This is a genomic window from Caldivirga sp. UBA161, assembly GCF_002506515.1.
In the GTDB taxonomy this organism is placed as follows: domain Archaea; phylum Thermoproteota; class Thermoprotei; order Thermoproteales; family Thermocladiaceae; genus Caldivirga.
The window spans coordinates 2,089-2,743 of record NZ_DAXS01000018.1 but is presented as its reverse complement, the minus strand read 5'-3'; the positions used below and the strand labels follow the sequence as shown (position 1 = coordinate 2,743).

Below are 655 nucleotides of genomic sequence, written 5' to 3'. Positions count from 1 at the left end.
TATTACTCTGCAATGTTCTCACTATCATTCACCTTAACCCTAGGTTACATTACAGCGGTAATCGCCTCAATACCAGTATTCATTAAAGATGGCATACCAAGATGGTTAATAGGCATCGTTTACATTTATGCTACATCAATAATAATTCAAAGCCTAACTGGTGTGCTAAGCTTTCACCTTTGGGCCACAGGTAAAGTTGTTACCCAGGGCCTTGGTTCAGTAATAGGTAGTATAGTGTTTAGGGTTAGTGAAGTTGCCTTAATAATTATACTTCACAATGTTTACGCTATAGCATTATCCTCATTACTTAACTACACTATGACACTAGTATACTACTTAATTAAGGTTAGGTCACTACCCAGTTTAATACTAGGTTATAGGATCCTTAAAGTTAGGATTAAGGCATTCCTTAACTTCGGCTTCCAATACTGGCTAGCAGCATACTTAGGTTCGGCATTCGGTAGTTTAATCACATACCTCATATTTAAGATGCTTGGGCCATCCTCCTCAGGAATATACAGCATAACGACTACTGCATTAGGCCTTTTAACTAGTTTCAGTGCTGCCGTCAGTGGTGTCTTTAGTTCCCTGGCCGCCCATGGATTGGGTACTGGTGTTGAGTTGAGGGGTTTATCTAGGGATTATGCTCAATCAT

The 655-nt window shown here is 39.7% G+C and carries 1 pseudogene; it reads left to right on the top strand.

Annotated elements, in window-relative coordinates:
• Nucleotides 1-655 (top strand): annotated as a pseudogene (locus BP896_RS02605) (lipopolysaccharide biosynthesis protein); the annotation flags it as partial.